This is a genomic window from Streptomyces sp. f51 (genome assembly GCF_037940415.1).
Taxonomy (GTDB): Bacteria; Actinomycetota; Actinomycetes; order Streptomycetales; family Streptomycetaceae; genus Streptomyces.
Genome location: NZ_CP149798.1, coordinates 3,276,461 through 3,301,509, shown reverse-complemented (window position 1 = coordinate 3,301,509; position 25,049 = coordinate 3,276,461). Strand labels below are relative to the sequence as shown.

Annotated in this window: 24 protein-coding genes and 1 riboswitch; of the genes, 11 read left to right on the top strand and 13 right to left on the bottom strand. The window is 71.8% G+C overall.

Annotated features, from left to right (window positions below):
• Nucleotides 1-219: 219 nt before the first annotated feature.
• Both WJM95_RS14395 and WJM95_RS14390 read right to left on the bottom strand, forming a co-directional pair.
• Nucleotides 220-1,674, bottom strand: coding sequence for a trehalose-6-phosphate synthase (locus WJM95_RS14395; protein ID WP_339130093.1), 1,455 nt, complete (start codon nucleotides 1,672-1,674; stop codon nucleotides 220-222).
• Nucleotides 1,675-1,752: 78 nt separating this feature from the next.
• A complete protein-coding gene (locus WJM95_RS14390; RefSeq protein WP_339130092.1) occupies nucleotides 1,753-2,697 on the bottom strand; it encodes a glucosyl-3-phosphoglycerate synthase in 945 nt (314 codons plus the stop codon).
• A 204-nt stretch (nucleotides 2,698-2,901) separates the two neighbouring features.
• A riboswitch (SAM riboswitch) is annotated at nucleotides 2,902-3,058 on the top strand.
• Between the two features lie 17 nt (nucleotides 3,059-3,075).
• On the opposite strand from WJM95_RS14390, the gene thrC reads away from it, so the two are divergent.
• The 5 genes from thrC (at nucleotide 3,076) to WJM95_RS14365 (ending at nucleotide 8,628) form a co-directional block, all read left to right on the top strand.
• Entirely contained in the window at nucleotides 3,076-4,374 is a 1,299-nt protein-coding gene (gene thrC / locus WJM95_RS14385) for a threonine synthase (protein ID WP_339130091.1), read from the top strand.
• Nucleotides 4,371-4,646, top strand: coding sequence for a MoaD/ThiS family protein (locus WJM95_RS14380; protein WP_339130090.1), 276 nt, complete (start codon nucleotides 4,371-4,373; stop codon nucleotides 4,644-4,646). Before thrC ends, WJM95_RS14380 begins: the two co-directional genes overlap by 4 nt.
• Before the next feature lie 442 nt (nucleotides 4,647-5,088).
• The gene (locus WJM95_RS14375; protein WP_005315736.1) at nucleotides 5,089-5,292 is read left to right on the top strand and encodes a cold-shock protein; all 204 of its coding nucleotides are present in this window, start codon (nucleotides 5,089-5,091) and stop codon (nucleotides 5,290-5,292) included.
• Between the two features lie 305 nt (nucleotides 5,293-5,597).
• Nucleotides 5,598-7,220 carry a chaperonin GroEL gene (groL, locus tag WJM95_RS14370; protein ID WP_339130088.1) on the top strand — a complete coding sequence of 541 codons (1,623 nt, stop codon included), beginning with the start codon at nucleotides 5,598-5,600 and terminating at the stop codon, nucleotides 7,218-7,220.
• 286 nt (nucleotides 7,221-7,506) lie between these two features.
• Entirely contained in the window at nucleotides 7,507-8,628 is a 1,122-nt protein-coding gene (locus tag WJM95_RS14365; RefSeq protein WP_339130087.1) for an NADH:flavin oxidoreductase, read from the top strand.
• Between the two features lie 74 nt (nucleotides 8,629-8,702).
• On the opposite strand, the gene WJM95_RS14360 is transcribed toward WJM95_RS14365, so the two are convergent.
• Complete coding sequence (locus WJM95_RS14360) at nucleotides 8,703-8,912, bottom strand: DUF397 domain-containing protein (RefSeq protein ID WP_339130086.1); 210 nt, start codon at nucleotides 8,910-8,912, stop codon at nucleotides 8,703-8,705.
• On the bottom strand, nucleotides 8,896-9,735 hold the full coding sequence (locus WJM95_RS14355; protein WP_339130084.1) for a helix-turn-helix transcriptional regulator: 840 nt from the start codon (nucleotides 9,733-9,735) through the stop codon (nucleotides 8,896-8,898). Before WJM95_RS14355 ends, WJM95_RS14360 begins: the two co-directional genes overlap by 17 nt.
• 121 nt (nucleotides 9,736-9,856) lie before the next feature.
• Here WJM95_RS14355 and WJM95_RS14350 point away from each other — a divergent pair, with 121 nt between their 5' ends.
• A complete protein-coding gene (locus tag WJM95_RS14350) occupies nucleotides 9,857-10,063 on the top strand; it encodes a hypothetical protein (protein WP_339135561.1) in 207 nt (68 codons plus the stop codon).
• Between the two features lie 30 nt (nucleotides 10,064-10,093).
• Here WJM95_RS14350 and WJM95_RS14345 read toward each other — a convergent pair whose 3' ends face one another.
• From WJM95_RS14345 to WJM95_RS14330, 4 genes are read right to left on the bottom strand one after another with little or no spacing between them, the layout of a single operon-like run.
• Nucleotides 10,094-10,681 carry a hypothetical protein gene (locus WJM95_RS14345; protein ID WP_339130082.1) on the bottom strand — a complete coding sequence of 196 codons (588 nt, stop codon included), beginning with the start codon at nucleotides 10,679-10,681 and terminating at the stop codon, nucleotides 10,094-10,096.
• Nucleotides 10,682-10,715: 34 nt separating this feature from the next.
• On the bottom strand, nucleotides 10,716-12,194 hold the full coding sequence (locus tag WJM95_RS14340) for a PTS transporter subunit EIIC (RefSeq protein WP_339130081.1): 1,479 nt from the start codon (nucleotides 12,192-12,194) through the stop codon (nucleotides 10,716-10,718).
• 16 nt (nucleotides 12,195-12,210) lie between these two features.
• Nucleotides 12,211-13,146, bottom strand: a complete 936-nt coding sequence (murQ, locus tag WJM95_RS14335) for an N-acetylmuramic acid 6-phosphate etherase (RefSeq protein ID WP_339130079.1) — start codon at nucleotides 13,144-13,146, stop codon at nucleotides 12,211-12,213.
• A 42-nt stretch (nucleotides 13,147-13,188) separates the two neighbouring features.
• Nucleotides 13,189-14,109, bottom strand: a complete 921-nt coding sequence (locus tag WJM95_RS14330) for a MurR/RpiR family transcriptional regulator (RefSeq protein WP_339130077.1) — start codon at nucleotides 14,107-14,109, stop codon at nucleotides 13,189-13,191.
• 56 nt (nucleotides 14,110-14,165) lie between these two features.
• Between WJM95_RS14330 and WJM95_RS14325 the strand changes: the two genes are divergently transcribed.
• Both WJM95_RS14325 and WJM95_RS14320 read left to right on the top strand, forming a co-directional pair.
• Nucleotides 14,166-14,561 carry a hypothetical protein gene (locus WJM95_RS14325; protein ID WP_339130075.1) on the top strand — a complete coding sequence of 132 codons (396 nt, stop codon included), beginning with the start codon at nucleotides 14,166-14,168 and terminating at the stop codon, nucleotides 14,559-14,561.
• The gene (locus WJM95_RS14320) at nucleotides 14,558-14,821 is read left to right on the top strand and encodes a DUF4031 domain-containing protein (protein WP_339130074.1); all 264 of its coding nucleotides are present in this window, start codon (nucleotides 14,558-14,560) and stop codon (nucleotides 14,819-14,821) included. The genes WJM95_RS14325 and WJM95_RS14320 overlap by 4 nt, the downstream gene beginning before the upstream one ends.
• Before the next feature lie 66 nt (nucleotides 14,822-14,887).
• Here the strand turns inward: WJM95_RS14320 and WJM95_RS14315 are convergent, their stop codons facing one another.
• From WJM95_RS14315 to WJM95_RS14300, 4 genes are all read right to left on the bottom strand, one after another.
• On the bottom strand, nucleotides 14,888-15,994 hold the full coding sequence (locus WJM95_RS14315) for a GNAT family N-acetyltransferase (protein WP_339130072.1): 1,107 nt from the start codon (nucleotides 15,992-15,994) through the stop codon (nucleotides 14,888-14,890).
• A 20-nt stretch (nucleotides 15,995-16,014) separates the two neighbouring features.
• A complete protein-coding gene (locus WJM95_RS14310; RefSeq protein WP_339135559.1) occupies nucleotides 16,015-17,214 on the bottom strand; it encodes a Cmx/CmrA family chloramphenicol efflux MFS transporter in 1,200 nt (399 codons plus the stop codon).
• A gap of 391 nt (nucleotides 17,215-17,605) precedes the next feature.
• Entirely contained in the window at nucleotides 17,606-18,295 is a 690-nt protein-coding gene (locus WJM95_RS14305; protein WP_339130071.1) for a hypothetical protein, read from the bottom strand.
• Entirely contained in the window at nucleotides 18,253-19,296 is a 1,044-nt protein-coding gene (locus WJM95_RS14300; protein ID WP_339130070.1) for a helix-turn-helix domain-containing protein, read from the bottom strand. The genes WJM95_RS14305 and WJM95_RS14300 overlap by 43 nt, the downstream gene beginning before the upstream one ends.
• Before the next feature lie 111 nt (nucleotides 19,297-19,407).
• On the opposite strand from WJM95_RS14300, the gene WJM95_RS14295 reads away from it, so the two are divergent.
• The 3 genes from WJM95_RS14295 to WJM95_RS14285 all read left to right on the top strand — a co-directional run bounded on the left by WJM95_RS14295 (nucleotide 19,408) and on the right by WJM95_RS14285 (nucleotide 22,719).
• Nucleotides 19,408-20,466, top strand: a complete 1,059-nt coding sequence (locus tag WJM95_RS14295) for a saccharopine dehydrogenase NADP-binding domain-containing protein (protein WP_339130068.1) — start codon at nucleotides 19,408-19,410, stop codon at nucleotides 20,464-20,466.
• Between the two features lie 76 nt (nucleotides 20,467-20,542).
• Nucleotides 20,543-21,247, top strand: a complete 705-nt coding sequence (locus tag WJM95_RS14290; RefSeq protein WP_339130067.1) for a copper homeostasis protein CutC — start codon at nucleotides 20,543-20,545, stop codon at nucleotides 21,245-21,247.
• 257 nt (nucleotides 21,248-21,504) lie between these two features.
• A complete protein-coding gene (locus WJM95_RS14285; protein ID WP_339130066.1) occupies nucleotides 21,505-22,719 on the top strand; it encodes a hypothetical protein in 1,215 nt (404 codons plus the stop codon).
• Between the two features lie 85 nt (nucleotides 22,720-22,804).
• Here the strand turns inward: WJM95_RS14285 and WJM95_RS14280 are convergent, their stop codons facing one another.
• Complete coding sequence (locus WJM95_RS14280; RefSeq protein ID WP_339130065.1) at nucleotides 22,805-24,874, bottom strand: ATP-binding domain-containing protein; 2,070 nt, start codon at nucleotides 24,872-24,874, stop codon at nucleotides 22,805-22,807.
• Nucleotides 24,875-25,049 lie beyond the last annotated feature (175 nt).

Below are 25,049 nucleotides of genomic sequence, written 5' to 3'. Positions count from 1 at the left end.
GCACCCGGAATGGGACGCGAGGGGGCGGGCCGGTGCATCGATGGCCCGCCGTCACGACGACGCACCCGCACCCGGAATGGGACGTGAGGGGGCGGGCCGGTGCATCGATGCCCGTCGCCACCGACAGTCACTCCTCATCCAACGGCGACGGGCTGATGCACCGGCCCGTCCCCGACCCACCCACCGGCCGGACCCGCGACCGCCGCCCGCCGCTCCTCCTCAGCTCTCCAGTGCATGGAGCTGGTCCAGGAACCACTGGGCCGGGGGGAGCGCGGTGGCCGCGGCGGCCAGGCGCTTGGTGCGCTCCGCGCGTTCCCCCGGCTGCATGCCGAGTGCCTCGTGGAGCGCCCGTGCCGTCCCCGTGATGTCGTACGGGTTCACGGTGATCGCGTCCTCGCCCAGTTCCTCGTACGCCCCGGCCTCCCGTGACAGGACCAGCGCGCAGCCCTCGTCGGAGACGACCGGAACCTCCTTGGCCACGAGGTTCATGCCGTCCCTGATCGGGTTGACCAGGGCGACGTCGGCCAGCCGGTACGCGGCGAGCGAGCGCGCGAAGTCGTCCTTCACATGCAGCACCACCGGGGTCCAGCCGGGCGTCCCGTACCCGGAGTTGATCTCGTCGGCGAGCCGCTGCACCTCGGCCGTGTAGTCCCGGTAGACCGCGAGGTCCTGCCGCGAGGGATAGGCGAAGGCCACGTGGACGACCCGCTCGCGCCACTCGGGGTGGTCGTCGAGCAGCTGCCGGAACGCCAGCAGCCCCCGGACGATGTTCTTCGACAGCTCGGTCCGGTCGACCCGCACGATCGTCCTGCGGTCCGCGCCGATCTCCTCGCGCAGCGCGGCCATCCGTTCCCCGACGTCCGCCCGGTGCGAGCGCTCGCGCAGGAACTCGGCGTCCGCCCCGAGGCCGTGCACGCCGACCCGGGTCTCGCGCACGGGCGGCCGGGCGCCGTCCAGGTGCTCGATCGCGGGGGTACCGCCCGAGGGCCGCGCGGCATAGCGGCCGGGTTCGGTCTGCTCCGCGCAGCGCATGAACGCCGTGGCCCACCGCCAGGTCAGGAAGGCCACCCGGTCGGCGCCGAGCATGCCCGCCATCAGCTCCGCGCGGATGTCGTCCGGGAGCATCCGGAAGTAGTCCTCGGGTGCCCAGGGGGTGTGGGAGAAGTGGCCGATGCGCAGGTCGGGGCGCAGCTCGCGGAGCATCCCGGGCACCAGGCACAGGTGGTAGTCCTGGACCAGCACGGCCGCGCCCTCGGCCGCGTCCTCGGCCAGCGCCTCGGCGAAGGCCCGGTTGTAGGCGCGGTACGACTCCCACTGGCGCCGGAACTCCGCGTCGAAGACCGGCTCCAGCGGGGTCTGGTACAGCATGTGGTGGACGAACCACAGCACGGAGTTGGCGATGCCGTTGTACGCGTCGGCGTGCGTGTCCGCGTCGATGGCGAGCATCCGTACGCCGTCCTCGCCCACCCCGCGCCCGACCGCCTCCCGGTCGCCGTCGCCGAGGGCCGAGCAGACCCACAGGGCGCCCGCGTCCGGCCCGATCGCCGAGAGGCCCGAGACGAGTCCGCCGCCGCCGCGCCGGGCGTGCAGCGAGCCGTCCTCCCGTACCTCGTAGGTGACCGGGCCGCGGTTGGAGGCGACCAGGATCCTGTGGGCACCATGCATTGAAGCCATGCCTCGAAACCTAGCCCCGTCTCGAAACGCTCAAACGCGCCCTTCGGCCGTATGCGATGCGCGGCCGCGGGCGCCGGACTACGCGGCTCTGCGCGTCTGGTACTCGGAGATTTCGGTCATCGGCGGCCTTTCCTCGGTGTCCACGGAGTAGGTGCGCGGCCGGAAACCGTCCCGGTCGCGTTCGAACTGGGTGAGGGAGGGGCGGATCAGATGGCCGCGGGCGAGCCGGAGCTGCGCGGTGCGGTAGATCGCGGCGGCCATGCGGCCGAGCGCCTGGCCGTCCTGGTGGCGGTGCTTGCGCACCCCGACGTCGACCTGGGCGAGGGCGTCGAGGCCCACGAGGTGCAGGGCGTCGACGAGCATGCCCAGCTCGACGCCGTAGCCGACGGGGAAGGGGAGCTGTTCGAGCAGCGAGCGGCGGGCCGCGTACTCGCCGCCGAGGGGCTGGACGAAGCCCGCGAGCTGCGGCCAGTGCATGTTCAGCAGGGGGCGGGCCATCAGCTCGGTGACCCGGCCGCCCTGTCCGCCGCCGCCGGCCATCGGGCGGTCGTACATGGCCTTGACGAGGTCGACGCCCGGCTCGGTGAGCAGTGGGCCCACGATCCCCGAGACGAAGTCGGACGAGAACTCCCTGAGGTCCGCGTCGACGAAACAGACGATGTCCCCGCTCGTCACGAGGAGCGAGCGCCACAGCACCTCGCCCTTGCCGGGCACGGCCGGTATCCGCGGGAGGATGTCGTCGCGGTGCACGACCCGCGCGCCCGCGGCGGCGGCGACCGCGGAGGTGCGGTCCGTCGAGCCGGAGTCGACGACGACGATCTCGTCGACGAGGGGCACCTGCTGCATCAGGTCGTGGCGGATGATCGAGACGATCTCGCCGACCGTCTCCTCCTCGTTGAGCGCGGGCAGCACGACACTGACGGTCGAGCCGGTGATGCGTTTGGCTGCCATGAGCTTGTGGAGCGGGCGGTCGGTCACGGACCAGGAGCGTGTGCTCAGCCAGCTCTCGACTTCTCTCAGCACCGTCTGCGGCTCCTCACTGTCTGATCACACGCTCTCATCGGCGTGCCCGCTGCGGCCAGCGGCAGATCGATTGGCTCGTCTCGCGGTTCGGACGACTATCTCAACTGTCCTGGCCTTCGGTTACAGTCTTGAACAACGCGCATGACCATCGCATGTCCTGGATCGTCGGCGCGTATCGCGTTCAACAGTTCAACAATCAAATACCGCTCATCCAGAGGGGCAGAGGGATACGGCCCGATGAAGCCCCGGCAACCCTCCAGCCGGTCTCGTACCGATCGATGTCGATCGCGTCGCGAGGCTCCCGGCTCGGGAAGGTGCCAAATCCGTCTCACGGCGAAGTGCGCCGTGAGGAAGATGAGGAGAAAGGGCCTCGCCTCCATGGCTGCGCAGACAGTTGCAAGCACCACGAACTCCGCCGACTCGGTGGATCTCGGCCCGGCCGCGGCGCTTTCCTGCCGCGAGTGCGGACACCGCGTCCCGCTCGGCCCGGTCTTCGCCTGCGAGGAGTGTTTCGGCCCGCTCGAGATCGCCTACGACTTCTCGGCGTACGACACCGAGGAACTCCGCAAGCGGATCGAAGCGGGACCCGCGAACATCTGGCGCTACGCGCCGCTGCTGCCCGTCCCCGCGGACGTGGCGGACAAGCCGAACATCAACCCGGGCTGGACCAAGCTCGTCCAGGCCGACAACCTGGCCCGTGAGCTGGGTGTCGACGCCGGAAAGCTCTTCGTCAAGGACGACTCGGGCAACCCGACGCACTCCTTCAAGGACCGCGTGGTCGCCCAGGCCCTCGAAGCGGCCCGCGCCTTCGGCTTCACCACCCTCTCCTGCTCCTCCACCGGCAACCTCGCCGGAGCGGTGGGCGCCGCGGCGGCCCGCGCCGGCTTCCGTTCCTGCGTGTTCATCCCGCACGACCTGGAGCAGGGCAAGGTCGTCATGGCCGCGGTCTACGGCGGCGAGCTCGTCGGCATCGAGGGCAACTACGACGACGTGAACCGTTTCTGCTCCGAGCTGATCGGCGACCCGGCCGGCGAGGGCTGGGGCTTCGTCAACGTCAACCTGCGGCCGTACTACGCCGAGGGCTCCAAGACCCTGGCGTACGAGATCTGCGAGCAGCTCGGCTGGAGGCTCCCCGACCAGCTGGTCGTGCCGATCGCCTCCGGCTCCCAGCTCACGAAGATCGACAAGGGACTCCAGGAGCTGATCAGGCTCGGGCTGGTCGAGGACAGGCCGTACAAGATCTTCGGCGCCCAGGCCGAGGGCTGCTCCCCGGTCTCCGTCGCCTACAAGGCCGGCCACGACGTCGTACGGCCGCAGAAGCCGGACACCATCGCCAAGTCGCTCGCCATCGGCAACCCGGCGGACGGACCGTACGTCCTGGACATCGCGCGGCGCACCGGCGGCGCGGTGGAGGACGTGAACGACGGGCAGATCGTGGACGCGATCAAGCTGCTCGCGCGCACCGAGGGCATCTTCGCGGAGACCGCCGGCGGGGTGACCGTCGGTGTCACCCGCAAGCTCATCGAGAACGGTCTCCTCGACCCGACGCTGACCACCGTCGTGCTGAACACCGGCGACGGCCTCAAGACCCTGGACGCGGTGGCCTCCGACACCGGGCTGACCGCGACCATCCGCCCGAACCTGGACTCCTTCCGAGAGGCTGGCCTCGCATCATGAGCGTCAACGTCCGCATCCCCACCATCCTGCGCACCTACACCGGTGGCGCCGCCGAGGTGTCGGCCGAGGGCGCGACCCTCGCCGAGGTCATCGGCGACCTGGAGAAGAACCACACGGGCATCGCCGCGCGCGTCCTGGACGACCAGGGCAAGCTGCGCCGTTTCGTCAACGTGTACGTCAACGACGACGACGTTCGCTTCGAGCAGGGCCTGGAAACCGCGACCCCGGCGGGGTCCGGCGTCTCCATCATTCCGGCCGTCGCCGGAGGCTGATCGTTACCCTCGGTAATGCCGAACACATCGCGTTCACAGAATTGCCCCCTCCGCGAGACAAGCGGAGGGGGCAATTCTGTAGGGTTGAACGCGCTAGAGTTGGGGAAGCCCGTTCGCTTTCGATGTTGGTTTCATGCCGGACGCATATGAGTTGCTGTTCGAGCGCCGACAAGAAGTAGCCAAAGTGGCTCGCCTTTTTGGGCATTTTATGGCATTTGTGGGGCCCGACTTGCCCCGGATCCTCGCGTAATCTCCGCAAATCATTGATCGGCCATGCCCAGAATTCTCGTCCGACTGACCTGTTGCAGAGGGCAGTTGGACAGATACATTCAGCCGCGGTCGACGCGTTCCGGCGCACACCCCCAACCGTTTGGGGGGTGAGGTCTGACCCGGATCCGCGAAGTGCGGATCTGTGCAAGGGCCAGTAATAGGGGAGTTAGGCATGGCTCAGGGCACCGTCAAGTGGTTCAACGCGGAGAAGGGGTACGGCTTCATCGCGGTCGACGGTGGTGCGGACGTCTTCGTGCACTACAGCGCGATTCAGATGGACGGCTACCGCACCCTTGAAGAGGGTCAGCGAGTGGAGTTCGAGATCTCGCAGGGCCAGAAGGGTCCGCAGGCGGACATGGTCAAACTCGCCGTCTGATCCGGGCGCGAACGACCAGCGACTCAACTCACGCACGAGGGGCCCGCATCCCACCAGGGATGCGGGCCCCTCGTGCGTTCCCCGGAGGCTTCCAGGGGGCTCGCTTCGCGAGCGCACCTTGCACTCGGCGGGGTCGAGTGCTAATCATTGGCGTTAGCACTCTCCCAGTGAGAGTGACAGAACTTGGATCGGGCCGGCGAGGCTCACGGGCCTGTGGGGCAAGGAACCACAGGGTTCGAGGGCCGTCCGTCGCGGGCGCGGGCGCGATCCGGAGCAATCCACCCCGTCCGGGAGGACCACTTCACATGGCCAAGATCATCGCGTTCGACGAGGAGGCACGGCGCGGTCTCGAGCGCGGGATGAACCAGCTCGCCGACGCCGTCAAGGTCACCCTCGGCCCCAAGGGCCGTAACGTCGTCCTCGAGAAGAAGTGGGGCGCGCCCACGATCACCAACGATGGTGTTTCCATCGCCAAGGAGATCGAGCTCGAGGACCCGTACGAGAAGATCGGCGCCGAGCTGGTCAAGGAAGTCGCCAAGAAGACGGACGACGTCGCCGGTGACGGTACGACCACGGCGACCGTCCTCGCCCAGGCGCTCGTCCGCGAGGGCCTGCGCAACGTCGCCGCCGGCGCCAACCCGATGGCGCTCAAGCGCGGTATCGAGAAGGCCGTCGAGGCCGTCTCCGGTGCCCTGCTCGAGCAGGCGAAGGATGTCGAGACCAAGGAGCAGATCGCTTCCACGGCCTCCATCTCCGCCGCCGACACCCAGATCGGCGAGCTCATCGCCGAGGCGATGGACAAGGTCGGCAAGGAAGGCGTCATCACCGTCGAGGAGTCCCAGACCTTCGGTCTGGAGCTGGAGCTCACCGAGGGTATGCGCTTCGACAAGGGCTACATCTCGGCGTACTTCGCCACCGACATGGAGCGTATGGAGGCGTCGCTCGACGACCCGTACATCCTGATCGCCAACTCCAAGATCGGTTCCGTCAAGGACCTGCTCCCGCTCCTGGAGAAGGTCATGCAGTCGGGCAAGCCGCTGCTGATCATCGCCGAGGACGTCGAGGGCGAGGCCCTGTCGACCCTGGTCGTCAACAAGATCCGTGGCACCTTCAAGTCCGTCGCCGTCAAGGCCCCGGGCTTCGGTGACCGCCGCAAGGCCATGCTCGGCGACATCGCCATCCTCACGGGCGGCGAGGTCATCTCCGAGGAGGTCGGCCTCAAGCTGGAGAACGCGGGTCTGGACCTGCTGGGCCGCGCCCGCAAGGTCGTCATCACCAAGGACGAGACCACGATCGTCGACGGCTCCGGCTCCGCCGACCAGGTCGCCGGCCGTGTGAACCAGATCCGTGCCGAGATCGAGAACTCGGACTCGGACTACGACCGCGAGAAGCTCCAGGAGCGTCTGGCGAAGCTGGCCGGCGGCGTGGCCGTCATCAAGGCCGGTGCCGCCACCGAGGTCGAGCTCAAGGAGCGCAAGCACCGCATCGAGGACGCCGTTCGCAACGCGAAGGCGGCCGTCGAGGAGGGCATCGTCGCCGGTGGTGGCGTGGCCCTGCTCCAGGCCTCCTCGGTCTTCGAGAAGCTGGAGCTCACGGGCGACGAGGCGACCGGCGCCAACGCCGTGCGTCTGGCCCTTGAGGCCCCGCTCAAGCAGATCGCCGTCAACGGTGGCCTGGAGGGTGGCGTCATCGTCGAGAAGGTGCGCAACCTTCCCGTCGGCCACGGCCTGAACGCCGCGACCGGCGAGTACGTCGACATGATCGCCGAAGGCATCATCGACCCGGCGAAGGTGACCCGTTCCGCTCTTCAGAACGCCGCCTCCATCGCCGCGCTGTTCCTGACCACCGAGGCCGTCATCGCCGACAAGCCGGAGAAGGCCTCCGCGGCCGCTCCGGGCGGCATGCCGGGCGGTGACATGGACTTCTGATCGACCCCGGTCGATCACCGTCCTGACGTTCCGAGGGCGGCACCTTCCCCCAGGGGAGGGTGCCGCCCTCGGGCGTTCCCCGGCCCGGCTCCGGCGGCGGACGCGAGTACGCCGGGGGCTGGGCGTGGCCCGGATCACAGCGGCCCGCGCGGGCACCGCGGAATGCCGCGCCCGGTACGTCGGTTGACGCTGACGAGCAGTCGATGCACGTGCACATACCGTACGGAATCTCCTGCCTCGCAGACCGCTCGACGTCATACCGACCACCTCTTCGAGGAGCCCCCACGTGACCGCTGACGCCGCGTCCCGCGCCGCCGAGATCCTGTCCCGTCCCGTCTCCATCAACGGCCTGACCGTCCCGAACCGGATCGCCATGGCCCCGATGACCCGGATGTTCTCGCCGGGCGGTGTCCCGGGGGAGAACGTGGTCGGCTACTACTCCCGCCGCGCCGCCGCGGGTGTCGGTCTCATCGTGACCGAGGGCACGTACGTCGGCCACGACTCGGCCGGCCAGAGCGACGACGTGCCGCGCTTCCACGGAGAGGACCAGCTCGCCAGCTGGGCGAAGGTCGCCGACGCCGTGCACACGGCGGGCGGCACGATCGTCCCGCAGCTGTGGCACATAGGCATGGTCCGCAAGGCGGGCGAGCCGCCCATCGCGGACGCCCCGCCCGTCGGCCCCTCCGGCCTCTACAAGGACGGCGCCCAGGTCACCGGCAAGTCCATGACCCAGCAGGACCTCGACGACGTCATCGAGGCGTTCGCCAAGGCCGCCGCCGACGCCGAGCGCATCGGCTTCGACGGGGTCGAGCTGCACGGCGCCCACGGCTACCTGCTCGACCAGTTCCACTGGGCCGGCACCAACCGGCGCGAGGACGCCTACGGCGGCGACCCGGTGGCCCGTACGAAGTTCTCGGCGGAGATCGTCGCCGCGGTGCGGGCGGCCGTCTCGCCCGAGTTCCCGGTCATCTTCCGCTACTCGCAGTGGAAGCAGCAGGCCTACGACGCCCGGCTCGCGGAGACCCCGGAAGAGCTGGAGGCGATCCTCGCCCCGCTCGCCGCCGCCGGAGTGGACTCCTTCCACGCCTCCACGCGCCGCTACTGGGTGCCCGAGTTCGACGGCTCCGACCTGAACCTCGCCGGCTGGACGAAGAAGCTGACGGGCAAGCCGACCATCACCGTCGGCTCGGTCGGCCTGGACGGCGACTTCATCAAGGCGTTCGTCGGCGAGGGCTCCCCGGTCAAGGGCATCGACGACCTCCTCGACCGCATGGAGCGGGACGAGTTCGACCTCGTCGCCGTCGGCCGCGCGCTGCTCCAGGACCCGGAGTGGGCCGCGAAGGTCCTGGCCGGCCGCTTCGACGAGCTGGCCCCCTACGACGCGGCGGCGCTGGGCACGCTCAGCTGACACGGCTTCCCGGTGAACCGGGGGGAACGGGGGAGGGACGGCGCCCGCCGCGACGCGGGCGCCGTCCCTTTGTGTCAGCGGGCGCCGACGTGGCCGACGAAGGTGCTCCAGGCGGCGGCGCCGAATCCGATCACGGTCCCGGGGTTCTTGGAATCCCGTACAGGGACGAGGGCGGGGTGGCCTTCGGCAGGGGCGACTTCCAGGCAGTCGCCGCCGCTTGCTCCGCTGTAGCTGGACTTGTGCCAAGTGGCCTTGCGCAGGGCGTACTCAGGGCTGTCGCTCATGTGCGTAATCCTCTGCCACCGAGCGGATCAGAGCCAGTGATTCGTGCGGTGGGAGTGCGTCGGCCGCGAGGAGATGGAAGGTCAGGTCGTGCTGGGCGACGACGGCGGGGTCGTCCTCCAACCGGCCTGTCCCCAGGCCTTGCAGGTAGGCGAGAGGCGCAGCGCCGTCGAAGGTCATCAGCTTGAGGGAGCCTTCCATGGCCATGTGGGCTCCCGCCGCGAACGGCAGGACCTGCACGATGACCCGGTGCTCATCCGCGAGAGCGGCGATGTGACCCAGGGCCTCGGCCATGACCTGCCATGTTCCGACCCTTCGGCGCAGCACGGCCTCGTCAAGGACCGTCCACAACAACGGCCTTGTTGGATCGTCGAGCAGATGCGCACGCTCCAGCCGGGCCTCGACCAACTCGTCGATGACCTGCGCTGTTTCCGTCGGGCGGCCCCGTCGGAACATTGCCCGGGCGTACCCTCGCGTCTGCAACAGGCCGGGGACGAGCACCGGCGCATACTCCCTGATCGCCGCCGCCAAGGCCTCCGCCTCCGCTGCCTCCACGAAGTGGTCCGGGTACTTCGACCTGGCCAGGGCCCGGCAATTGCGTTCGAAGAAGCCCTTCGTCCCGAGGATCTCGTCTATCTGGACGGCGTATTCGAGCTGGAGGCGCCGTGTGCCCGACTCCAGCTGGCCGATGAACGAACCGCTGACGAAGAGGGGTTCGCCCAGCTCGGACTGGCTCAGGCCGGCGTTCTCGCGGGCGTGCCGCAGCTCGGCGCCGATCATCGCGCGCGGGGAGGCGGACGGGTCGAGGTCCTTGGGGCCGGGCATGGCGCCTCCCTGTCGAACAGATGGGGTTGTTGGACCGCCGACTCTGGCCAGGCTACGGATCTGCCGATCACTCTGGGTGGTGAACAGGAATACTCAGCGTGGAGGGATCGGTGGGATGGAGATGACGTCGGGCGAGGAGTACGCGATCGACGTGCGGGACGGGCGGCTCGGCCAGGTGATGGGGCGCGAGGGCGGCCTCGTACAACTGCGGCCGCCGGGCGGGGGAATCGAGTGGGACTGTCCGCCCGAGGCCCTCGGGGAGGCGCCGCCGGGGGAGGTGCTGCGGGCCCGGGTGCGAAGGATCAACGCGGAGGGGCGCCTGCCATGACGCCCTTCGGGGGCCGTCGGGACCGCCCGCCTACAGGTTGCCCATCGGCTCGATGTCGACCTTCACCGGCGTGCCCCAGATACGCAGCACCTCGTAGTCAGTGAATTCGTGGACGAGGCGGTACGCCATGCCGGGGCGGGGGGCCCGGCGTTCGGCGGCCAGGTAGCGCTCGGCCTCCTGGCGGTCGCGGCGGGGAGTGCCGCACAGGAGCCACGTCTGGCCGTTCCAGACCTCGGGGAGCCAGCGCTGCTGGGGCTGGGGACGGTCGCCGCGGACTCCGTAGCGGGACATCGTGCGGTCGGGCAGCTCGTCGGGGGCGGGCGCCCGGCCGTGCGCGTACGAGTCGTGGACCTCGGTGCGGCGGGCGGTGCGGCGGCGGGTCTCGCAGAGCAGACAGCGGTCGGGGGCGCTCTCGTCCACCGGGCCGTTCGGGTGCTCGGCGCAGCGGGTGGTCGGCTTGGCCGTCGTCACCGTCTCGTCGAGCAGGTCCAGGGCCCGCTTCAGGTCGGCCTTGACCTCGTGCAGCCTGGCGTCGGGGGTGTCGGCGTTCAGGGCGTCGCCGTGCTCCCCGAGCAGCCGCAGAGCACGGCCCAGGGCGGTCAGCTGTGCGTGGTTCATGCCCCCAGCGTCGCACGCGCCACCGACAGCACGGCTACACCGTGGCCTGTTCCGCCCGGCGCTCCGGTGAGGCACCGCCGAGGTCACCGCCGGGACCGGTCGCGGTGAGGCCGCCGAGGCCGAGGAAGTAGGTGGCCGCGAACCCGACGGCGTACCCGGTGAGCAGGCCGCCCGCGTAGATCGCGGCGGTGACGGCGAGGCCCCGGTTGCCGGACAGCAGCGGGAACAGGGCGAGGCCGGAGGGGCCGATGGCCGTCGAGCCGACCCGGTCGCCCAGCATCGAGAAGAAGCCGATGAAGGCACCGCCGGCCGCCCCGCCCGCGCAGGCCGTGACGAAGGGGCGGCCCAGCGGCAGGGAGACGCCGTAGATCAGGGGCTCGCCGACACCGAGGAGTCCGGCCGGGAGCGCCGATCTGATCGTCGTACGCAGTGAGGTGTCGTGGCGCAGCCGGACGTAGACCGCGAGGGCGGCGCCGACCTGACCGGCGCCCGCCATGGCGAGCACGGGCAGCAGCACGGTGTAGCCCTGCTGCTCGATGAGGGTGGTGTGGATGGGGATGAGGGCCTGGTGCAGGCCGAGCATCACCAGGGGGAGGAACAGGGCGCCGAGGACGAGCCCGGCGAAGGCGCCCGTGGTGGAGAGCAGCCAGGTGGCGGCGGTGCCGATGGCGGCGGAGAGCTGCCCGGCCGCGTACATCAGCGCGTACAGCGTCACCAGGCCGGTCAGCAGCACGGTGAGGGTGGGGGTGACCAGGACGTCGAGGGTGGGCGGCACCCAGCCGCGGCACCACTTCTCCACGTACGTCCCGAGGAGGGCCGCGGCCAGGGCGCCCAGGACCCCGCCCTGTCCGGGGGCGAGCGTCACACCGAGGACGGTCACCTTGGCGACCCCCGCGTAGACGACGACGGCGGCGACCGCGCCGCCCAGGACCGGGGTGCCGCCGAACACCTTGGCCGTGTTGTGTCCCACGAAGACGGCGATCAGGGCCATGAACCCGGAGGAGATGGCGGTCAGGGCGGGGGTGAGGCCGGTCAGCACGCCGAGGTTGACCAGCAGTCCGTTGAGGCCGGCGATCACCCCGCAGCCGATCAGGGCGGGGATCAGGGGCACGAACACGTCCGCGATCCGCCGCAGGAACAGCTTGAGGGGGGTGGCGTTGCGGCGGGTCCTGGCGGCCTTCAGCTCGGCCCCGCGCCGGGCGAGCCGGTCCGCGGTGGTGTCCGGCCCGGCGCCGGGCGGGGCGGGCGGGTCCGTGTCGGCCGTCAGCAGGGCCTCGAAGGCGGGTGACACGCGGGCGACCGTGCCGGGGCCCAGCACGATCTGGTACGAACGGTCGTCCGCGACCAGCCCGAGGACGGCGGGAAGGGCCCGCAGGCCCTCCTCGTCCACCAGGCTCCGGTCCCGCAGACCCAGCCGGAGCCGGGTCATGCAGTGGGCGACGGTGAGGACGTTCGCGGGTCCGCCCACGAGGGGGAGGATCGCCGCTGCTGTGGTGGAGTCCGGTGTGCGCACTCCCCGAGCGTGCTGCTCAGCCGGCCGAAGCCGCCAGCGCGGCGCGCAGATGGCCCTGCGACTCCTCCAGAAGGCGGGCGGCGGTGGGCCCGTCCACCCCGCCGAGGATCGTCAGGACGGCGTTCTTCACCTCGCCGTCGGTGGCGGTGAGCGCGTGCTCGATCTCCTCGTCGGAGGCGCCGGTGGCGAGGGCGACGATCCGGCGGGAGCGGGCCCGCAGCTTCTCGTTCGAGGCCCGTACGTCGACCATCAGGTTCCCGTACGTCTTGCCGAGCCGGATCATCGTGATCGTCGAGAGCATGTTCAGGACGAGTTTCTGCGCCGTGCCGGACTTCAGCCGGGTCGAGCCCGTCAGCAGCTCGGGTCCGACCACCACCTCGATGCCGTGGTCCGCGGCGGAGGCGAGGGCGCTGTGCGCGTTGCAGGACAGGCCGACCGTGAGCGCGCCCTGCTTGCGGGCGTGCTCGACCGCTCCCACCGCGTACGGGGTGCGGCCCGAGGCGGAGACGCCGACCACGGTGTCGTCGGGGGTCAGGGCGAGCGCGTCCAGGTCGGCCGCCGCCAGCTCCCGGGAGTCCTCGGCGCCCTCGATCGAGGTGACCATGGCCGTCGGGCCGCCCGCGATCACCCCGACGACCCGGGACGGGTCGGTGTTGAACGTGGGCGGGCACTCCGAGGCGTCCAGGACACCGAGCCGGCCCGCCGTTCCGGCTCCCGCGTAGATGAGCCGGCCGCCGCGCGCCATGCGCTCCGCGATGCCGTCGATGGCGGCGGCGATGAGGGGGAGCTGCGCTGCGACGGCCGCCGGGACCGTCGTGTCCTCCCCGTTCATGAGCCGGGCGATCTCCAGGGTGGGCAGACGGTCGATCTCCGAGAGTTCGGGGCGGAACGCCTCGGTGGTCAGCGTCTCCAGCTCTGCTCGAAGATCGCCGTGGTCGGACATGGAGGTCATGGAGAGGCGGCTCTTTCGGATGAGGTCGGTCGTGCGGAGCGGCTATCGGCCGGTGCGCGGGGAGTGGCGGTGGGCCAGGGCCTCGTACGAGGCGGACAGCGCGGGCGCCGCCGTCTCGTAGGTGCGCTGGGCGACCCCCACGAACAGACAGTCCACCACCAGCAGCTGGCTCGTGCGCGACGACATGGCCGCCGGGCGCAGCTCGCTCTCGCGGGCGGTGGAGGTGGTGAGGACGTGGTCGGCGTACTGCGCGACCGGTCCGTTCGGACGGCCGGTGATCGCCACCGTCGTCGCGCCGCGCTCGAAGGCGACCCGCAGCGGTTCGATGACGTCGCCGGTCGACCCGGAGTGCGTGATGGCTATGGCCACGTCCTTGGCGCGCAGCTGCACCGCGCCCGTCACCGCGAGGTGCGGGTCGCTGTGCGCGTGGGCGATGATCCCGATGCGCATGAGCTTCTGGAGGAGGTCCTGGGCGACGAGCCCGGACGCGCCGACGCCGTAGACGTCGACGCGGCGGGCGGTGGCTATGGCGGTCACGGCGGCGCCGAGCTGGACCGTGTCGAGCGCGGCGGCGGTGTCGGCGAGGGTCTGCTGCTCGTCGTAGGCCAGCTTGGCGACGACGTCCGCGATGGGGTCGTCGACGGCTATGTCGGCGGTGACGGCGGGGGCGCGGCCCGACTCCTGCTGGGCGGCGAGCCCGGCCAGCGCGAGACGCAGGTCCCGGTATCCGGGATAGCCGAGGAGGCGGGCCGTGCGGACGACCGTGGCCTCGCTGGTGCCGGTGAGCCCGGCGAGTCCGGTGACCGTGAGGGCCGCGCAGCCGGCCGGGTCACCGGCGACGGCCTCGGCGACCCGCTGCATGGAGCGGGTCATCGAGGGGGCGAGGGTGCGCACCTTGGCCGCGAGGGCCGCGGGGGCGGGCGGGGCCCCACCCGCGAAAATTTCCTTCACGTCATTGGTCACACAATGAAAGATATTTTCCTTTGGGGCATACGGTCAAGGGTGCTCACAATGGGGACATGGACCCCACCGGCAATCCCCTCAGCCCCCTGGAGCAGGCGTTGCACGCGGCACGCGCCCGTGTGCTCGCCGACCTGATCGCGGGCCAGGTGGCCGAGGCGGACGTCGTGTCCCTGGTCGAGGAGTCCGTGGCGCAGCGCCGCTGGTGGGTCGAACAGTGGCCCGACGGCGTCGAATTCGTGGCCGGGCTCGTCGCCCAGGACGTGCAGGACGCGCTTCTGGAACGGCACGGACGATGGCCGCTGTGCCCGGTGTGCACCACCGGCGGCCCGCACGCCCTGGACGTCGAGCCCGAACTGGGCCCCGACCCGCACTGGGTGTGCCACGAGGCCGGGGTGAAGATCTCCCCGGTGGGCTCGCTCGGCTCGGCGACCGGCACGAACCCGCCCTCGTGACCGTCTACATCGATCCCCCCACCTGGCCGGGGCACGGCCGCGTCTGGTCCCACCTGATCAGCGACGTCTCCTACGACGAACTCCACGCGTTCGCCGGCGAACTGGGCGCACCGCCAAGGGCCTTCGAACGCGACCACTACGACATCCCCTCGCACCGCTACGCCGACGCGGTCGCCGCCGGAGCGGTGGAGGTCAGCAGCCGTGAGGTCGTACGGCTGCTGCACGGGGCGGGACTGCGCCGCCGCAAGCGGGCGGGCTGACCCGGCGGGGCGGCGGCCCGACCCGGCGGGGCGGGCGCGCGCCCGCCCCCCGGGCCGGGCCACGGCTCAGCTCTCGCGGGCGTACAGCCGCAAGGAGTCCTCCAGGCCGTCCAGTTCGCGGGCCAGCCTCTCCGTGTCCTCGCCGACCCGGGTGAAACCGGCGCGGGCGATGACCCGTTGCGAGGGGGCGTTGTCCCGGTCGATGGCGGCGAGCAGGACCTTCACGTCGTCACGCGCGAGGGCCTGCTCGCACAGCGCGCGCAGCGCCTCGGTGGCGTAGCCGCGGCCGCGGGCGTTCTCCGCGAGGTCGTAGCCGACCTCGGCGCGCGCCTCCTCGTCGGGCAGGCCGTGGAAGCCGATCGCGCCGACCGCGAGGCCGTCCTCGCGCCGTACGAGCACGAACATGCCCCACTCCGGACGGTGCACGCCCTTCTCGTAGGCGCTCACGACCATCCCGGCGGCGTCCCGGGTGCCCTCGAACGGGCCGCCCTCGATCCACTCGAAGCCGCCCGTGCCACCCGCGCGCAGATCGGCGGCGGCGGCCGGGGTGACCCCCTGGAGGGTGAGCCGCTCGGTGCCGATCACGAGGTTGTTGTTCCAGCGCCACTCGGTGAGCGCCTCCCGGCCGGGCAGGTCGCCGCGTCCCGTGGCCCACAGGAGCGTGCTCCACGGGGCGTCGGGTTCGGGGCGCACGTGGGGGAAGATCCGGGTGAGGACCCAGTCGCACAGTCCGGCCGGCGGCTCGTACGGCAGGCCGAGTCCCTCGGCGATGTCGTGCGTGTGCAGCAGGACCTCGGCCACCCCCATCGCGGCGAAGCCCTCGCGGTTCGCGCTGCGGAACGGGTACGGATGGAAGGCGCGCACCTCGCGCGGGGTCGTGCGGACGGCCGCGGCGAGCAGGGCGCCGGTCGTCTCGATCACGTCGACGACCTCCGCGTTGCCGGTGCCCTCGTCCAGCGTGATGTCGAACGGCACGTACGCGGACTGTGGGCGCCCGGCCAACTGCCCCGCGTACGCGATGAGATCACTGGCGATGTGCTCGGCGGTCCGCCGGCAGTTCCATGCGAGACGGCCCGCCCGTACGCCGTCCCAGTCGCCTCCGGCCGCCGCCCGCAGCAGCGCCGAGCAACTCGCGACGGCTTCCTCGATCCGATCCCCGCCCATGTCTGTCATGCGGCCGAGAATAGGACGGATCACCCTTGGGGGCGTACGGGATTCTCCGCCGTTCCCGCGGTCCGCGCGTGCGGCGCCCGGCGGTGCGTCCGCAGCGCCACGAGGGTCAGGCCGACCGCGGCGGTGGTCAGCACGGCGCCCACCCACGCGGTGGCCCGGTAGCCGAGCCCCGCGTCGATGACTGCGCCGCCCAGCCAGGGACCCGCGGTGTTGCCCAGGTTGAAGGCGGCGGTCGTGGTGGCGCCCGCCAGGGTCGGGGCGGCCGCGGCGAGATGGAACATCCGGGCGTTGAGCGCGGGGGCGGTGCTGAAGCAGGCCACCCCGAGGAGGAAGGAGAGCGGGACGGCCGCGACGGCGTACCGCCCGAGCAGGGCGAACGCCACCAGCACGACGATGTCGGCGGCCATGCCGCCCAGCAGGACCCGGAAGGGATGCGCGTCGGCGAAGCGCCCGCCGATCGCCGTCCCGACGAGGGCGCCCACGCCGAACAGCGCCAGCACGGTCGGGACCCGGCTCTCGTCGAGGCCGGCGACGTCGGTGAGCAGCGGGGCGAGATAGCTGAAGGCGCAGAACACACCGGCCGCGGTGAGCGCGATCGTGGTGACGGACAGCCAGACCCGCCCGTCGCGGTAGACGAACAGTTCCCGGCGCAGCCGCGGCCGTTCGGACGGGGGAGCGATGGGCGGGACGAGGGCCAGGATGCCGGCGAGCGCGACGGCGGACGCCGCGGCCACGGCCCAGAAGGCGGCCCGCCAGCCGAGCCCCTCGCCGAGGAAGGCGCCCACGGGCACCCCCAGCACGTTCGCGACGGACAGGCCACCGATCATCACGGCCAGCGCCCGTGCCCGCGAGGTCGCCGGCACCGCCGCGACGGCCACCGCCGCGCCGACCGCCCAGAAACCCGCGCAGGCCAGGGCACTGACGATCCGCGAGGCGAAGAGCACGGGGTAGTCGGGCGCGAGGGCTCCGGCCACCTGGCCCAGCCCGAAGACCGCGACCAGGGCGACGAGGGTGGTCCGCCTCGGCAGCCGCAGGGTGGCCACCGCGAGCAGGGGCGCGCCGACGACCATGCCGATCGCGAACGCGGAAATCAGCAGACCCGCCCGGGGGATGGTGACGCGCATGTCCCGCGCGATGGCCGGCAGCAGCCCGGAGAGCATGAACTCGCTGGTGCCCAGGGCGAAGACGGACAGCGCGAGGACGTAGACGGACAGGGGCATGCGGGCCCTGCCGGGGGCGTCGTCGGGGGCAGGGGCGCGGACGGGTATGTCCGGCTTCAGGGGGCCGGGGCTGGGAGGCATGCCCCCTTCGTACGGGGTCGTACGCCGCACGTCGAATCGATTCCGCCCGCCGGTCACCCGGCCGCGTCGCCGCCGCCCCCGGTCGCCTCCTCGCCCCGTTCCGGCCAGGGACTTCTTTCGCCCCCTCCGCCCCTGCCCTTCCCGCCCACAGGGCTCCGCCCCGGACCCCGCTCCTCAAACGCCGGAGGGGCTGGAATTGCCCGGCTTCTCAGGTGCCGGAGGGGCTGGAATTGCCCGGCTTCTCAGGTGCTGGAGGGGCTGGAATTGCCCCGCTCCTCAAGCGCCGGAGGGGCTGGAATTGCCCGGCTTCTCAGGTGCCGGAGGTGGTGAGCCCCGACAGCTCCGCCTTCATGTTGCGGTGGGCCGACGCCGTCCAGGTGCGGGTGCCGTACGACGTTCTGAACAGCCGGGGGAGATCGAGGAGTTGGCGCAGCACGGCCGCGCGGCCCTGCCGGAAGGCGTCCTCGGGGACGAAGGCGTACTCCTCCCGGACGGCCGCGGTGTAGGCGGCGTACGCGGCCGGGGGCGAGGCCAGGATCGCGAGGTCCGCGTCGCACAGGACCGCACCGTCGGTGTCGTCGTCGGCGGGGTCGTGGGTGACGGTGAGCCGGACCAGCCGGGCGACCTCGGCCGTGCGCCCCGGGGCGACGCCCAGTTCGGCCAGCGCGCGCTCGGCGAGCCGGGCGGAGCGCTCCTCGTTCTCCGAGCGGTCGGGGAGGTACACGGCGTCGTGGAACCAGGCGGCCAGGCGCACGGCGGCCGGGTCGGCGGCCCGCTCGCCGTGGGACTCCAGCACGTCGATGCGGTCGAGGACCGCGAGGAGGTGGTCGGTGGTGTGGTACCGGCGCCGGGGTTCGGCCCAGCGGTCCAGGAGGTTCGCCCCGTAGGGTCCGGGCTCGGGGCCCGAGCCGCCCTCGCCGTCCCGTGCGGCCGAGACGGTGTCCGCCCAGCGCTTCGTCAGTTCCCCGTGGGCCGGGTGGCGGGTGCTCTCTGCTGCCATGCGCCCATTGTCCCCGCAGCGGAATGCTCCGTCGCGGCGCCGTCCGCGGGCGCCGCCGGGCCGGTCCGGGAGCGGAACGTGCGGCGGTAGGCGTCCGGGGGCACGCCGACCGTGCGGTTGAAGTGGCGGCGCAGGGTCGTGCCCGTGCCCATGCCGGTGGCGGCCGCGATGGTGTCGACGCCCGCGTCGGTGGTCTCCAGCAACTCCTGCGCGTGGCGGATCCGTTGGGTCAGCAGCCACTGGAGCGGGGTGGTGCCGGTCACCGACCTGAAGTGGCGGGCCAGGTGGCGCGAGCTCATCCGGGCCTGACGGGCCAGGTCCTCCACGGTCAGCGGGTGGTCCAGCCTTTCCATGACCCAGGGCAGCAGTTCGGCGAGCGGATGCCGGCCGGGTGCGGGGACCGGTGTGGTGACGAACTGGGCCTGGCCGCCGTCCCGGTGCGGGGGCACGACCAGGTTGCGGGCGACGGTGTTGGCGACCGACGAGCCGTGGTCGAGGCGCACCAGGTGCAGGCACAGATCCATGGCGGCGGCCTTGCCGGCGGAGGTGAGCACGCCGCCGTCGTCCACGTAGAGGACGTCCGGATCCACCGTCACCCGGGGATGGCGGGCGGCCAGGGCCCGGGTGTGGGCCCAGTGCGTGGTGGCGCGTCTGCCGTCCAGCAGTCCGGCGGCGGCCAGGACGAAGGCGCCGGTGCACAGGGAGGCCACGCGCGCCCCCGCCTCGTGGGCCGCGCGCACCGCGTCGACGAGGGCGGCGGGCGGCTCCCGGTCGACGTCGGCCCAGCCCGGCACGATCACCGTGTCGGCGCCGACGAGCCGGTCGAAGCCGTGGCCGGGCTCCAGCCGGAACGGGCCGACCCGCACGGGCTCGGGCCCGCAGAGCGCGAGGTCGTACCAGGGGACCTTCACGGCGTCCGGCGCGGACCCGAAGACCTCGCAGGCCAGGCCCAGTTCGAAGTGCAGCATCCCGTCGGTGACGGCCAGCGCGACAGAGGTCATGTCCGGAACTGTACGGGGTGTGTCGTTCCGGACACTCGTGCGGCGCCTTGGCTCTCGCCAGGATGTCCGTGACGGATCAAGGCAGTTCACTGCGAGCACGGGGGAGTACCCATGGTGTCGGGACAGAAGGTGACGGTGTTCGGCGCGTACGGCCACACCGGACGGTTCGTGGTGGCCGAACTGCTGGAGCGCGGGTTCGCCCCGGTCCTGTCCGGCCGGGACGCGGAGAAGCTGAAGGAACTGGCGGTCTCCCGGCCGGGTCTGGACGTCCGTCCGGCCACGGTTGGGGACCCGGCGTCCCTCGACCACGCTCTGGCCGGCGCGGCGGCGGTGGTCAACTGCGCCGGGCCCTTCGCCACGACGGCCGCCCCGGTGATCGAGGCGGCCCTGCGCGCCGGGATCCCGTACCTGGACGTGGCGGCCGAGATCGAGGCCAACCTCGACACGTTCACGCACTTCGCGGAGCGGGCCGAGGCGGCGGGGACCGTGGTCGTCCCGGCGATGGCCTTCTACGGCGGTCTCGGCGATCTGCTGGTCACCGCGGCGATGGACGAGTGGACCGCGGCCGACGAGGCGCACATCGCGTACGGGCTCAGCGGCTGGCACCCCACGGCGGGGACGCGCGCGGCCGGCGCGGTCTCGCGGGAGCGGCGCGGCGGCCGCCGGGTCCGTTTCGCCAAGCGGCGGCTGGAGTATGTCCAGGACGCCCCGCCCACCCTTGAGTGGCCGTTCCCCGAACCGCTGGGCCCGCGGTCCGTCATCGGGGAGTTCTCGATGGCCGACGTCGTGACCGTGCCCAGCCACCTCGACATCGCCGAGGTGTGCACCTACATGACCTCCGGGGCGGCCGGGGAGTTGGCGGCCCCCGACACCCCGGCCCCGAGCGCGGTCGACGCGCAGGGGCGGTCCGGGCAGACCTTCGTCGTCGACGTGGTGGTCCGCTCCGGCGGAGCCGAACGGAGGGCCGTGGCGCGGGGCCGGGACATCTACGCCGTCACCGCGCCGCTGGTGGTGGAGGCCCTGGACCGTGTCCTCACGGGACGCACCGGGACGACCGGCGTCGCCTCCGCCGGCGAGCTCTTCGACGCCCCGGACTTCCTGCGCGCGCTGTCCCCGCACGTGACCTTCGAACGGCGCGAGGGCGGGACACCGGACGGAGCCGCGCCGTGATCTTCTCGCGCCCCCGCTCCCACCCGCGTACTGTTTGATTGGACTAGACCTATAGCGGCCCAGGAGAAGAGGTCCGATGAGTGAGCGGAAGAGCGCGGTTCTGGAGGTGATCGCCCTCGACGTGGAGGACGCGGTCGCGGCCCAGGCCGGGGGTGCGGACCGGCTTGAGCTGGTCACGGACATGGCGGCCGACGGACTGACCCCCGCGGTCGGGACCTTCGCCGCGATCCGTGCCTCCGTCGACATCGCGCTGCGCGTGATGCTGCGCCTGTCCGACGGCTTCTCGGCGGGCGGCGCCCGGGGCGCCGACGCTCTCGTGCGGGCCGCGGGCGAACTGCGCGACGCGGGCGCGGACGAGTTCGTCCTCGGATTCCTCGACGAGCACGGCGGCCCCGACCTGGCCGCCGTCGAGCGGATCGTCGCCGAACTGGACGGCTGCCGCTGGACGTTCCACCGCGCGATCGACCGCGCCGCCGACCGTGACGCCCTGCGCAAGCAGCTCGCGGACCTGCCCGGCCTCGACGCCTACCTGACCGCGGGGTCCCCGGCAGGTGTCGACGACGGACTCCCCGTCCTCGCGGCCGAGGCCGCCCGCCGCGGCGAACCGGGCTACGAGGCGCGGATCATGGTGGGCGGGGGGCTGCGGCTCGGTCATCTGCCGGAGCTGCGCGCGGCGGGCCTCGACGCCTTCCACATCGGCGGTGCCGCCCGTCCGCTGGGCTGGGCGGGGCCGGTCTCCGCCGAGTCGGTGCGGGAGTGGCGGACCGCGGTCGACGCGTAGGGCCTGTCGTCGGACCGGTTCGCGGAAGCGGCCCCGGGGCGCCGCCTCGCCCGCCGGGGGCGGGTCCGGTCCGACAGGTCACGGATCCATCTCCGCAACGTAGTTGTTGTGTTGTGAGCGTCACGAGGCGATCAACGCACGGCTTTTCGCATGCATATTTGATCGTGCCCCGATCGCCTGGGGCATGACAATCACACATCTGTGCGTGCCGGCGACAGCGGTGCGGCAGCACAGCAGCCTCAGGGGGACAGGGCTTCATGCCATCCATACGCAGCCGCACGCTCGCGGCAGCCGCGGCCGTGATCGCGGCCGTCATGATCACCACAACGGCCTGTGACGGCAAGAAGGACGACACGGGGGCCGCCGCCCGGCCCTCGGCGTCCGCCCAGGCCGGCAAGGGTGCCGACAGCGGCCAGGACGACGGCTCCGTCTCGATCGGCGGCTACAAGCTGCCCTCGGGCATTCCCACCGAACTCAGCGGCGCGGCCCTGGACAAGTGGAAGAACGGAGGATGGCAGGACTACAGCCACTGGGCCTCCAAGGCCGAGGACTTCGCCAACCCGTACATCAAGGACTTCTGGTCGCCGGAGAAGATGGCCGAGGCGAAGGCCAGCATTCCCGTCGCCCAGGCGGGCAGCACCAGTTCGGGCTCGGGCAGCGGTGCCACCTCCTACCTGCCCGACGGCAGGGTGACCAAGCAGACCGCCGCCAAGGTCAGGGGCACCTACCACCACTACGCGCCGCCGGTCGGCAAGATGTTCTTCTCCTCGCCCCAGGGCAACATGGTCTGCTCGGCCGCCGTCGTCACCGACCCGGCGCACCCCGGCAAGTCCAACCTGGTGTGGACCGCGGGCCACTGCGTGCACGCGGGCAAGGGCGGCGGCTGGTACCGCAACATCGCCTTCGTCCCCTCGTACAACAACTCCGCGAACCTGAGCAGCCGGCAGATCACCGATCCGCGCGCCAAGTCCGTCTCCCCGTACGGCATCTGGTGGGCCGACTGGGCCACCACCTCCTCCCAGTGGATGACGGGCGGCGCCCACACGGGCAACGCGGCCTCCGGGTACGACTACGCCGTGCTCCACGTCAAGCCCGAGAACGGCGGCAAGTCCCTTCAGGAGCAGCTCGGTTCGGCCCTGCCGGTGTGGTTCGGGGCCCCGGCCGCCAACAAGGTCAGGTCCATGAAGGTCCGCGGCTACCCGGCCGAGGCGCCCTACGACGGCTCGAAGATGTACGACTGCCACGGCGCCACCAAGCGGTTCGTGCTCGCGAACAACGTCCCCGCCCAGTTCATGATCGGCTGCACCATGAACGGCGGCGCGTCCGGCGGCCCCTGGTTCATGACCCACAACGGCCGGACCTATCTGGTCTCCAACAACTCCCTGAGCGACCGCAAGACGTTCATCACCGGTCCGCACCTCGGCGAGAACGCCAAGCAGGTCTACCTGGCGACCAGCAGGAAGTTCAAGTAGGGCCTTGCGCACGACAGTCGACGGCCCCCGGCGTTCACGCCGGGGGCCGTTCGGCGTGGACGCCGCGCCGTGAGCCCTCGGCCGGTCAGGCCAGTTCGGCCGGGAGCGGCGCCGCGTGCGTCACGATCAGGCCCGAGACCGCACGCGTGAGCGCCACGTACAGGCGGCGCAGCCCGGTGCGTTCGTCCGGCTCGCCGTCGACGACGGCACGCGGCTCGTCCAGGACCACGTAGTCGTACTCCAGGCCCTTGGCGAGCGAGGCCGGCACCAGGGTCAGCCGGGTCTCGGCCGTCGTCTCCTCGCCCGGACCCAGATACGTCCGTCCGGCCGCCGTCAGCGCCTCGGCCAGCACGGGGACACGGGCGTCGGCGGCGATCAGCCCGACCGACCCCTCCTGGGCCAGCAACTCCTCGACCGCGTCCAGGACTTCGGTGTCCGCCGTGCTCGCGCGCACCTCGAAGAAGCCCGGGTTCTCCCGCACCGAGGCGACCGGCGTGAGACCGGGCGCGATGTGCGGCAGCAGCCGCGAGGCGTAGGTGATGACGTCCGTGGGGACACGGAAGCCGGCGGTCAGCTCCTCGACGACCGCGTCGCCCTTGCCCAGATGCCCGAGGGCCTCCTCCCAGCTCCGGGTCGCCCACGGGGTCGTCCCCTGCGCCAGGTCCCCGAGCACGGTCGCCGACCCCGTCGTGCAGCGCCGCCCCACGGCGCGGTACTGCATCGGGGAGAGGTCCTGCGCCTCGTCGAGCACCACGTGCCCCAGGGAGTGGGTGCGCTGGACCAGGTCGGTGGCCTCGTCGATCAGCACGGCGTCGGCGGCCGACCACTTCGCGCTCTTCACGCTGCGCACCGGCTTGGCCCAGAGGATCTCCTTCTGCTCGGCCTCCTCCAGCAGCCCCTCCGCGTGCTCGGCGAGGAACTCCGCGTCGCTCAGAAGCCGCAGCACGAGCTTGGCGGGGTCGACCTGCGGCCAGATCGCCTTCACGGCGGCCTTCACCGCCGCGTTGCGGGCCACGGCGTCCTGCACCCGGTCGTCCGGAGCCTCCCCGGAGCGCTCCATCTGGACCAGCACGGCGTGGGCGATGCGCTGCGGAAGGGCCTGGTGGGCCGCGCCGTAGCGGATGTCCCGGTCGAGCAGCTCCCGGACGATCTGCTCCAGCTCGTACGCGGGGACGCGCCAGCGCCGCGACCCCCTGACCACCACCACCGGCTCGGCCGGGACCGTCACGTGCGAGCGCACGGCCCGGCGCAGCACCTGGGCCATCCGGGCGTCGCCCTTGATCACGGCGGCCGGGGCGTCGTCGCTCCCGCGCACCTCGACGTGCGCGACGAGATCGTCGACGGTCGCCTGCTTGACCTCCAGCTCACCGAGGGCGGGCAGCACCTGCTCGATGTAGTGCAGGAAGGACTTGTTCGGCCCGATCACCAGGGTGCCGGTGCGGGCGAGCCGCTCCCGGTGCGCGTACAGCAGATACGCGACCCGGTGCAGGCCGACGGCGGTCTTCCCGGTGCCGGGGCCTCCCTGCACACAGACCGAGCCGGACAGCCCGGACCTGACGATCTCGTCCTGCTCCGGCTGGATCGTCGCCACGATGTCGCGCATCGGACCGACGCGCGGGCGCTCGATCTCCTGCTGGAGCAGTTTGCTGGTGGTGGCGGTCTCGGCCGGGTCGGAGAGGTGCTCGTCCTCGTAGGCCGTGAGGTCGCCGGCGGTGTAGCCGAAGCGGCGGCGCAGCCCGACGTCCATCGGGTCCTTCTTCGAGGCCCGGTAGAACGGCTGGGACACCGGCGCCCGCCAGTCGATGACCATGGGGTCCCCGTCGGCGTCGTGGACATGGCGCCGCCCGATGTAGAACCGCTCGCCCTCGGCGCCCTCGGCCAGGTCGGAGCCCGGGGCGTGCAGATAGTCGAGCCGTCCGAAGAACAGCGGGGTGTGGCTGAGGTCGGCCAGGGCCTTGATGCGCTCGGCGATCTGCCGGTGCAGCACCTCGGCGTTCACCCAGTTCGCCGTGACGTCGCGGATGTCGAGGTTCTCGGCGTCCTCGCGCATCGCGCGGAGCGCCGAACGGGAGTGGGTGAGGTGGGAACGCTCGCGGGAAAGGGGATCGTCGGACGCGGACGGGGCGCCGGACGGGCCGTCGGACAGGGTGGACACGTGGAATTGCCTCCGGGAAACCTGCTGTGGGGTGCTGCGGGAGTGCCGCGGTGCTCCGGCACATGGCTGCGCGAGTGATGCGGATCGGGAATCCCTGCGGATTTCGTTGGGAATCCGTTCGGAATCCCTGCGGAATCCGGTGTGATTCCAGGTGCCGTCCGGTTTCCGGCCGGGC